We start from the raw sequence: 9,988 nt of genomic DNA, 5'->3' as shown, positions 1-9,988 counted from the left end.
TCAGCCCGGGTTGTTGTCGATATCGTCGCCGTGCAGCTGCACCTTGCTGCGGCCACGGATGATGATTTCGTCGGCGGCCAGTTCGATGCGCCCGGGCGTGATCGTGATGGTGGACGTGCCCACGGTGACGGTGTGGGAGTCGCCGGCCGTCAAAGTGCTGGCGGCGCCGACGCTCACGTCTTTCGCCATGCCCACCTGTTCCGTTTGCGCCAGTACCACGGTGGTATTCATGGCGCCGATCACGGTGGTCTGGTAAGCCGCGCCAACGGTCAATGTCTTGGCCAGGCCGATGCTCTCCTCCTTGGCCAGCTTGACCCGCTCCGAGCGATAACCGTCGATCTGCACCTGCTCGTTGCCGTGCACGTGTTCGCGGCGGTTGCCGCCGATGTCGATATGCTCATCGCGGTCGACCGTTTCCTTGCGGTTGTTGTGGATGGTAATGGTCTCATCGTGCCCCACCGTTTCCGTGCGGTCGCGCTTGACCTGCACTACCTCATCGCGGTCAATGGTTTTCCTGCGGTCGTTGCCGACCCAGTGCGATTCATCGTGTTCGACTTCGATGCGCTGGTCTTTTTCGGCGTGCAGCCACAGCTCCTCCGCGCCCTTGCGATCCTCGAAGCGCAGCGCGTTGGCGTGCGATGACGTGCCGCTCTTTGACGAACGGCTCAGCATGCCGCTCTGGGTCTTGTTGGCGGGCAGGTCCCAGGGCGGCATATTGCGGGCGTTGTAGACGCAGCCGATAATGATGGGCATGGAGACATTGCCGTCCAAAAACTGCACCACCACTTCCATGCCGACCCTTGGCAGGCTGATGTGGCCGAAGTTGGCGCCGGCCCAGCTGGAGACGACCCGTATCCAGGGCGAACTCTTGTCGTCGAAGGCGCCCAGGCGGTCCCAGTGGAACTGCACTTTGACCCTGCCGTAGCCGTCGGTATGGATGTCCTCGCCGGGCGGGCCGACCACGGTTGCCGTTTGCACGCCGGCTATGCGCACTTCGTGGCTGTGGAAATGGCGGCCCGGGCGCCAGGGCGTGTCGCGCGGCAGGCAGGTAAAACTGTTGCTGTAGTGCGAGGTGGCGTTGCGGCCTTGCTGGTAGTTATTGCTGGCGTGGTGGCGTACGGAGACGATCAGGTATTCGGCAGCGGCCTTGCCGGCGCCGCCATTGAAATGGCCGCTCAAGGTGAACCAGCGGCCGGGCTGGGCCGTGCGGTCGTTGCCGTGCGCCTCATACAACTGGCCTTGCGCGTCGATCTCTTCCATGCGCCGCCGGGCCAGCAGTTCGCCATCGTCGATATTTTTAAAGCCGTAGCTGCCCGTGTTTTCATACACTTCCAGCTGCGGCACGGCGCCTTGCCGGTTCAGCGAGTCGCCGCTGGCGCGGGCGCTGCGCGGATTCTTGAAGTTGAAGCTGGCCAGCGTCATCTTGCCCGGCGCCATGCGCCGCACCGGGCTCCAGTCGTGCACGCCATCGTCTTCCAGGCTGCCGGCCTGGTGCTGGAAGGGCATGCTGCTGATTTCGCCATCGATGGGCCAGCTACTGATCGTATCGTCGGATAGCCAGAGCGTATGACCATCGCGCCGATGTTCATAACGATAGTGCCAGCCCAGCTGCTCCCAGTGGCGGTGCAGCAGGTTGTGGTCGCTTTCGTTGTACTGGCAAATATACGTGATGAGCGGGTCCGGGCCGCCGGCGGCCAGCCTGTAGTCGCGCATCAGATAGTCGTTGAAGACCAGTTCCGTCAGGTCCGCCACCGTCTTGCCGTGGAAGGCGACGTTGTTGTGGCGCAGGCGCAAGTGGCGCAGCCAGGGACCGAGCACCATTTCATAGAAGGCGAAGCCGCCGTCGGTGCGCAGGAAGCGGAACTCGAATACATGGCCGTTGAAGTAGCGCAGGCTGCCGTCTTCGCGCACCAGTTCGATGCTGACCATCTTGCCCATCAGTTCCGTCAGTGGAATGGAAGCGTTATCGGACAGCACTTCCACTACATAGGAAAAGTCGCGCGACAGGCTTTCGCTGGCGTCGAGGGCGTTGGCCAGCAGCAGCGCGCCAGCGGGCGCGTCGCCCTGCGGAAAGTGCAGGCGCAGCAGGCGGTCGCCCTGCCTGTCGCCGAGCAGCGCTGCCAGGCGTTCAGCCGCGTCCTGGAACAGGTTCATGCTTGCCTCCTGATATGCGGTTGGGATGGCCGGAGCGCCGACTTTAGCAATGGCGAACACAGCCGTTTTGAGCGGACGCAAGCGTCATGCATCGAAGCTGTCCATCAGGTGCATGCTGTAGCGCATGTCGTCGCGATCCTCGCCCGGCTCGCAATGGCCGAGAAAGCTGTCGCAGCCCAGGCCCGCCTGCGCATCACCGAGGGTCACGCCATGCACGTCGCTGGCGCGCAGCACCAGCGTGATGTCGTAGCGCAAGAGTGGCTGGCCGAACAGCCTCAGCATGGCTTGCAGCTGCGCGCTGGCGGCGCCGCCCGGCAGGAAGCTGGCGTGCCGCGCGGCGCTCAGGGGACCGATGCGCACGCGCACGGCCAGGTCGGGCCGATAGCTGCGTTCGCCCAGCATGGCGTGCTGGTTCAGCACCGCATGCTTGCCGCCCAGCGCGGTCTGTTCGCGCGGCGCCAGCGCTTCCATGCCGCCCGTGTTTTCAGTGATATGGATGGGCACGCCGAAGTGCTCGGTCAGGATGCGCGCCATCACCAGCGACGAGACATTGCTTTGCTGCAGCAGGCCGCTATACAGGCCGATCAGGTCGGCCGGCACGCCGATCGCTTCGTGCGACGTGCCGGCCAGCGCCAGCAGGCAGGGCAGCAAGGTGGTGCCCACGGGGGCGTGTTCGATACGGTATTTCTCCCAGGCCTGGTAAAACAGGGTCACGGCGCGGCTGGAGAAGAGGTCGAGAAAGGCGCGCGCACCAGCGTCGGCTTCGCCGGCGATACGTTCCGAATAGTGGCTGGGCAGGCTGCCGTGGACGCCGAGGAAGCCCATGAAGGTGGGCGTCAGGTGAAGTTGCGGTGGATTACTCGACAACAACGCTTGCAGCAGTTCCTGCGCGTCATGCAGGCCGGCGGCCGACAACGATTCAGCCGACAACGATTCGATCTGGCCCGCCGGAAACGCCATCGACACGCTGTTGTCGAAGCGGATCAGCCTGGCCAGCGCATCGCCTGGTGGCACGCCGTGCGCCTGCAGCCAGCCCAGCAGCAGGCGCAGCGCCTGGCAGCATGCGAAGCGCTGCGGCGCGTCCAGCAATTGGGCGATCACGCTGGCGTGCTGTCGGCGTAGCGGGCTGGGCATTGTACGAGTTCCTCGCCGCTGCGCTGCGACACCAGCGACAGGCGGCTGAAGCAGTTGAGCTGGCTGTTCATGGCGAAATAGCGCTGGATGACCTGGGCGAACACGTGCAGGCTGTTGCCGACAAAGGCCTGCTCATCGATCCCCACGCGTATCGCCACCCCTGGCATCAACGTGGGGAAGGGCACCGTGTCTATCCAGTCGCGCGTGCTGCCGTGTTCCAGGCTGGTGATGCCCTCGATCAGGCGCTGCGTGCCCGGGCTGCGCGGCAGGTCATACAGGCTGAGCATTTTCTGGAACTGCGCCAGGCCCGCCTGCGTCAGCGCCGAATAATTGAGCGACAGATGCGCGATCAGGCGCCAGTGCGCATTGTTGCCGGTGTCGAAACGGTGGCTGGCGGTGGGTTTGCGCAGCAGGTGGATCGGCATGCCGTCGGGTACATTTTCAGCCTGCAGGTCGCCGCCGGGCAAGCCGCAGGACAGGCGGCTGGGCAGGTCGCGGTTGCTGCACAGCAGCTCGGTCGAAACGGTGGCAACCGCGGTCGACTCGGCCGAAAACTGCGGATCGATCAGGGTCAGGCGCACTTCATGGCCGGGACTGACGGCCGCCACCGCTTCGTCGCGGCGCGCCAGCCAGTAGTGGCCCAGGTCGTTTGCGCGCGCGTCATACAGCGGCAGGAAGGAGGTCAGCCGCTCGCCTGCCTGGTCCTTGCGCAGCATGGTGACACGGTCGATGCTGTAGATATCGTAGGCGCCGGCATGGGTGGCGTCGGCCAGCAGCGCGCAATCGGCTTCGGTATGCGTAAGGCGGATCGGCACGCCCGGCCTGGCGAACAGATTGACCACCGGGGTGCAGCCCAGCAGCAAATTGCTGGTGCTCACACCTGCCAGCAGGCGCGCCGCATGGCTGTCGCTGCGCAGGTGTTTGAGCGGCAGGTGCAAGGTGAACTGGCGCGTATCTTTGGGCATTAACGCCGCCAGGCGCGGCCAGGCGATATCGACAAAATGGAATTTGTCGGGAAACGCAAAATACTCGGTCAGCAGGCGCTGCGCCGGATGCGAACGGGGCGAACACGGGATCAAGGCTTCGTCGTCGGTGTAACCGGCCGGCTGCAAGAGCGCGCCATCGACGGCCAGCCAGGGGCCGTGCGCGTCCAGCGCCACATAGGCGCCGGCGCCGCGCAGGAACAGCGCGTCGAGCAGGGCCGCGCGCAAGGACGCCTCGCCATCGGCAAACAGGCGCAGTTGCTGCAGGCCCGGGTGCCGCAAATCAAACTGCTCGCTGGTGCTGGCAAACTTGATGCTGAGCAGGGCGCTGGCGCCGTCTTGCAGCGGCAAGCCGGGCGGGGCGTCGATAATCGGCGCAAAGCGCAGCTCGGTGATGGCCAGCGGCGCGATGGTCACGTCAAAGCTGGTGCTAAATTTGCAGGCCACGCCCTGCACCGGCGGCGAGCGCAGCACGGTGCCGCGCGCGATGGTGGCGAGCTGGTCACCGGCGACTTTGCCGGCGATGCGCGCGATCGAGCACGAGGGAAACGGACGCAAGTAATGCGGGTACAGCGCCTCGAACAGCGATTCGGTGAACTGCGGATAGTCGTCGTCGAGGCGCTTGGCGATGCGCGCCGTCAGCAGCGCAAATGACTGCACCAGGCGCTCGACATGCGGGTCTTCGCACGCGTCGCCGGCGATCAGCAGGCGGCCGGCGGCACGCGGAAAACGGCTGGAAAATTCACGCGTGTACTGGCGGAACAAGCCCAGTTCGCGTTCGTAATACGGCAGGAGCTGTTCCACGATCGCCTTCTTTGCCAGCTGGAAAGTTCCATACTGGCATCAGCTGCGATCGTGGATATTGATTTACGGCAATCGACCTCAGAAATGGTATTCGGCGCGCACCATCGGCGTTTTTGCCGTCTGGCCTTTGTTGCCGGTGGTGGCGGCCGAGTTGCCGAACTTGTTTTTCCAGTACTGGTATTCCAGGCCGACGCGGAAGGTGTTTTTGGCGCTGCCCATGGCCGCGCCCACGTCGAACATCAGCTGCATGTCGACATTCGTTTCCACCGCCGTGTCGCGGCCCACTTCATCCTTGCCCTTGGCATCGATCAGGTTGAAAAAACCTTCGAACGCAAACAGCGGCGACAGCGGAATACCCCAGGCGCCGGTCAGCATGGCGTGGGTTTTATAGGTGTAGCGGCCGGTGACTTGCGAGATCGGCGGGAACGCGCCGCTGGGGGCATTGCTTTCGCGCAGCAGCAGCAGGCTGGTGTTGAAGAAGCCGGGCACGTCCCACATCAGGGTCGGGCCGGCCACCAGCATGCGCTTGCGCGAGTTGTAGCCGACGTCGTTCTTGGTGTTGACATCGAAACCCAAGGTGACGCCGACGCCGCGCACCGGGCCGAACTTGATGTCGCTGCCGCGCACCTTGCCGATATCGATGGTGTTGCGGTAGACCAAGTAGGCTTCCTGCGCGCCCGAGGTCTTGCCCAAGGCGCCAGGGTCCTTGCTGTCGGACATCAGGAAGTCGAGGTTGACGAAGTTGCTGCCGTACTTGTAGCCGCTGGCGTGGGTGATGGCGAAGATGTTCTTCTTGATGTCATCGGGATTGAAGGGCTCGCGATAGTCATTGCCGGCACGCCAGCTCAGCGCGGTGTCGCTCCAGTCGGCCGCTTGCGCGGTGGTGGCCAGGCCGAAGGCGGTGGCGAGGCACAGGCATGGCAACAGAGACGAGGTGAATTTAGGCAATTTGAACTCCTGGTAGCGATGTTAAAAAAAGGTTGTTATTTTTCGGGTCTTGATGGCGGTGCCGGTACGGAGCACGATGCGGCGCAATGCCTGCCATATGTGCTCTGTTCAGACCATGATGCGAGATGCAACAGCGCTGGCGATATGCATTATTTGCATACTCACTATCATTTCTTGAATATAATGATCGCATTATCGGCACGCTCCGGGGCCACAGGCTATGGCGCAGGGGGCAATATTTTTTCAAAACCGCGCAGCGGTGTTGTTTTTTTGTGGAAACGTCAAGTGCACCCCGCAAACCTCTCCCCCCCTGTCGCGCGGATGCCGATACGATAGATGCAATAGCGCAGCAAGCGACCAGCCAGGCTGCTATTCCCGATCAACCCATGCAAGTGCCTGTTGCAGGCAGAAAATACCGATGACGGCACGTTTGGAACTCATCAATATCAGCAAACGCTACCCGTCCGTGGTGGCCAACGACGGCATCCACCTCACCGTCGAGCCTGGCCAGATCCACGCCGTGCTGGGCGAAAACGGCGCCGGCAAATCGACCCTGATGAAAATCATTTACGGCGCCGTCAAGCCCGACGGCGGCCAGGTGGTGTGGAATGGCCGCGAGGTCGAGATCGCCAACCCGTCGGCCGCGCGCGCCCTGGGCATCGCCATGGTGTTCCAGCATTTTTCGCTGTTCGATACGCTCACGGTCACGGAAAATATCGCGCTCGGCTTGCCCGCGGACACTAACTTGCTGGAGCTGGCGCAGCGCATCGAGGAAACGGCGCGCGCCTATGGCCTGGAACTGGAACCACAGCGCCACGTGCACACCTTGTCGGTCGGCGAATGCCAGCGCGTGGAAATCGTGCGCGCGCTGCTGGCCAGGCCGCAGCTCTTGATCCTCGACGAGCCGACCTCGGTGCTCACGCCCGCCGCCGTCGAAAAACTGTTCGACACCTTGCGCCTGCTGGCCGCGCAGGGCTGCAGCATCCTGTATATCAGCCATAAACTCGATGAAATCCGCGCGCTGTGCCATACCTGCACGGTGGTGCGCGCCGGCAAGAACGTCGGCGTGTGCGATCCGTCGCAGGAGACCTCGGCCAGCCTGTCGCGCATGATGATAGGCGCCGAGCCGCCGGCCGTCACGCGCCAGGCGCGCACGCCGGGCGCGGCCAAGCTGAGCGTGAAACATTTGAATTTGCCGAAAAGCCATCCGTTCGCCACCGAACTGCGCGATATCTGTTTCGACGTGCGCGCCGGCGAGATCGTCGGCATCGCCGGCGTGTCCGGCAATGGCCAGCAGGAGTTATTGGCGGCGCTATCGGGCGAGGACCTGCGCGCGCTGCCCGCCGCCATCGCACTCTGTGATGTGGCGGCCGGGCGCTTGCCGCCGGGCCGGCGCCGTGCGCTCGGTTTCGGCTTTGTGCCGGAAGAGCGGCTGGGGCGCGGGGCCGTGCCCGATATGTCGCTGGCCGACAATATTTTGTTGAGCCTGCAGACCCCGGCCACCATCCGCCACGGTTTCCTGCGCCGCCACGCCATGGTGCAACGCGCAGCCGACATCATTGCCCGCTTCCAGGTGAAGGCGGGCGGGCCGCAGGCGCTGGCGCGCAGCCTGTCGGGCGGCAACTTGCAGAAATATATCGTCGGACGCGAAGTCATGCGCCAGCCGACGGTGCTGGTGGTGGCGCAGCCGACCTGGGGCGTGGACGTGGGCGCGGCGGCGCAGATCCGCGCCGAGTTGCTGGCGCTGCGCGACGCCGGCTGCGCTTTATTGGTGGTGTCCGAGGAGCTCGAAGAATTGTTTGAAATCAGTGACCGTTTATTGGTGATGGCAAAAGGCAGACTGTCGCCTTCGCTGGCCGTCAAGGATGCCAGCGTGACCCTGGTAGGGGAATGGATGAGCGGCTTGTGGCCGCAGGCGCAGGAGGCGGCACATGCCTAAGTTCATACCCTGGCTGGAAGCGCGCCCGGCGCCGTCGCGGCTGATGTCGTGGCTCTCGCCGGTGCTGGCGGTGCTGCTGACGGTGCTGTGCGGCGCGCTGCTGTTCCTGGCCCTCGGGCAAGACCCGCTGGCGGGCCTGGCCGTGTTCTTTGTCGAACCGCTGCGCGACCTGCATGGCTGGTCGGAGCTGGGCATCAAGGTCGCGCCGCTGCTGCTGATCGCCGTCGGCCTGGCCATGTGCTTTCGCGCCAATGTCTACAATATCGGCGCCGAAGGCCAGCTGACCCTGGGCGCCATCTGCGGCGGCGCCGCTGCGCTGTATCTGGACACCGGCGATGTCGCCCACGGCGCATGGATGATTGCCGTGTCGCTGCTGGCGGGCATGGCCGGCGGCATGGCGTGGGCGGCGCTGACGGCCTGGCTGCGCGACCGTTTTAACGCCAGCGAAATCCTGGTGTCCCTGATGCTGGTGTATATCGCGCAATTGCTGCTCAGCTATCTGGTGTATGGCGTGCTGCGCGACCCCGATGGCTTCAATTTTCCGCAATCGAAACTGCTGTCGGACACCTTGCTGCTGCCGATGGTGCTGGCGGACACGCGCCTGCATATCGGCATCGTGTTCGCCTTGCTGGCCTCGCTGGGCGGCTGGCTGTTTTTGTCGAAAAGTATTTCCGGTTTCCGCCTGCGGGTGGGCGGCATGGCGCCGGCTGCGGCGCGCTATGCGGGCTTTTCCTCGCGCAAGGCGCTGTGGTCGTCGATGCTGATCTGCGGCGCGCTGTCCGGCCTTGCCGGCGTGTGTGAAGTGCTGGGGCCGATGGGGCAGCTCACGCCCACGGTCTCGCCAGGCTATGGCTTTGCCGCCATTATCGTCGCTTTTGTCGGCCGCCTGCATCCGGTGGGCGTACTCTTTTCCAGCTTCGTCATGGCGCTGTTCTATATCGGCGGCGAACTGGCGCAGTCGCGCCTGGGCCTGCCCAGTGCGATTACCGGCGTATTCCAGGGCATCTTGCTGTTCGCCTTGCTGGCCTGTGACGTGCTGATTCAATACCAACTGCGCTGGAGAAAATAATGGACAACCTGGCTCTCACGCTGGCGCCCCTGATCGCCGCCAGCATCAATGCCGGCACGCCGCTGATGCTGGCCGCGCTCGGTTTGCTGGTCAATGAAAAAGCGGGCGTGGTCAACCTGGGCGCCGAAGGCATGATGCTGGTGTCGGCCATTACCGGCTTTGCCGTGGCCGTCAATACCGGCAGCGTCACGTTGGGTTTCCTGGCCGGTGCGGCGGCCAGCATGGTGTTGTCGGGCTTTTTTGCCTGGCTGACCGTCTGGCTCGGCACCAACCAGTATGCGACCGGGCTGGCGCTGTCGCTGTTCGGCGCCGGCGCCTCGACCTATATCGGCTTGAATTATGTCTCCCACAGCCTGCAGAACGGCCGCTTCGGCATACCCTGGCTGGAAGATATTGCCTTCGTCGGGCCGGCCCTGTTTCGCCAGCATCCGATGGTGTACCTGTCGCTGCTGCTGTGCGCGGCGATTGCCTGGTTTTTGTACCGTACGCGCGCCGGCCTGGTGCTGCGCGCGGTGGGCGAGTCGCCAGCGTCGGCGCATGCGCTCGGCTATCGGGTACGCCGCATTCGCCTGGCCGCCGTGCTGTTCGGCGGCGCCTGCTGCGGCCTGGCCGGCGCCTTCCTGTCGCTGGTCTACACGCCTTTGTGGGTCGAGGGCATGGTAGCCGGGCGCGGCTGGATCGCGCTGGCGCTGACCACCTTTGCCACCTGGCGCCCGGCGCGCGTGGTCGGCGGCGCCTATCTGTTTGGCGGCATCACGATTTTGACCTTCCATGCGCAGGCCATCGGCGTGCCGGTGGCGTCGCAACTGCTGTCGATGCTGCCTTACCTGGCGGCGATCGTGGTGCTGGTGCTCATTTCCAGCAACGCCAACTATATCAAGCTCAATATGCCGGCCTCGCTGGGCAAAAACTTCAATCCAGGTCATTAATCACTCACCACAAGGAAACTCATGTCCA

Annotated in this window: 7 protein-coding genes; 3 read left to right on the top strand and 4 right to left on the bottom strand. The window is 64.1% G+C overall.

Annotation, left to right across the window (positions count from 1 at the left end; genetic code table 11):
* The 4 genes from CD932_RS25380 to CD932_RS25365 all read right to left on the bottom strand — a co-directional run bounded on the left by CD932_RS25380 (nt 1) and on the right by CD932_RS25365 (nt 5,966).
* Complete coding sequence (locus tag CD932_RS25380) at nt 1-2,154, bottom strand: type VI secretion system Vgr family protein (RefSeq protein WP_094445649.1); 2,154 nt, start codon at nt 2,152-2,154, stop codon at nt 1-3.
* Nucleotides 2,155-2,238: 84 nt separating this feature from the next.
* Nucleotides 2,239-3,288 carry a type VI secretion system baseplate subunit TssG gene (tssG, locus tag CD932_RS25375; RefSeq protein WP_094445648.1) on the bottom strand — a complete coding sequence of 350 codons (1,050 nt, stop codon included), beginning with the start codon at nt 3,286-3,288 and terminating at the stop codon, nt 2,239-2,241.
* On the bottom strand, nt 3,252-5,075 hold the full coding sequence (gene tssF / locus CD932_RS25370) for a type VI secretion system baseplate subunit TssF (RefSeq protein WP_094445647.1): 1,824 nt from the start codon (nt 5,073-5,075) through the stop codon (nt 3,252-3,254). Before tssF ends, tssG begins: the two co-directional genes overlap by 37 nt.
* Before the next feature lie 78 nt (nt 5,076-5,153).
* Nucleotides 5,154-5,966 (bottom strand): outer envelope protein, encoded by an 813-nt coding sequence (locus CD932_RS25365; RefSeq protein ID WP_094445875.1) that lies wholly within the window; start codon nt 5,964-5,966, stop codon nt 5,154-5,156.
* A 475-nt stretch (nt 5,967-6,441) separates the two neighbouring features.
* Between CD932_RS25365 and CD932_RS25360 the strand changes: the two genes are divergently transcribed.
* From CD932_RS25360 to CD932_RS25350, 3 genes are read left to right on the top strand one after another with little or no spacing between them, the layout of a single operon-like run.
* Entirely contained in the window at nt 6,442-7,962 is a 1,521-nt protein-coding gene (locus CD932_RS25360; RefSeq protein WP_094445646.1) for an ABC transporter ATP-binding protein, read from the top strand.
* A 4-nt stretch (nt 7,963-7,966) separates the two neighbouring features.
* Nucleotides 7,967-9,031 (top strand): ABC transporter permease, encoded by a 1,065-nt coding sequence (locus CD932_RS25355; RefSeq protein WP_094445874.1) that lies wholly within the window; start codon nt 7,967-7,969, stop codon nt 9,029-9,031.
* Nucleotides 9,031-9,960, top strand: coding sequence for an ABC transporter permease (locus tag CD932_RS25350; protein WP_094445645.1), 930 nt, complete (start codon nt 9,031-9,033; stop codon nt 9,958-9,960). The genes CD932_RS25355 and CD932_RS25350 overlap by 1 nt, the downstream gene beginning before the upstream one ends.
* Nucleotides 9,961-9,988 lie beyond the last annotated feature (28 nt).

Source organism: Janthinobacterium sp. PC23-8, from assembly GCF_002250505.1.
Taxonomy (GTDB): domain Bacteria; phylum Pseudomonadota; class Gammaproteobacteria; order Burkholderiales; family Burkholderiaceae_D; genus Janthinobacterium.
The sequence above is the reverse complement of the archived record's forward strand: the minus strand, read 5'-3'. Positions and strand labels throughout refer to the sequence as shown.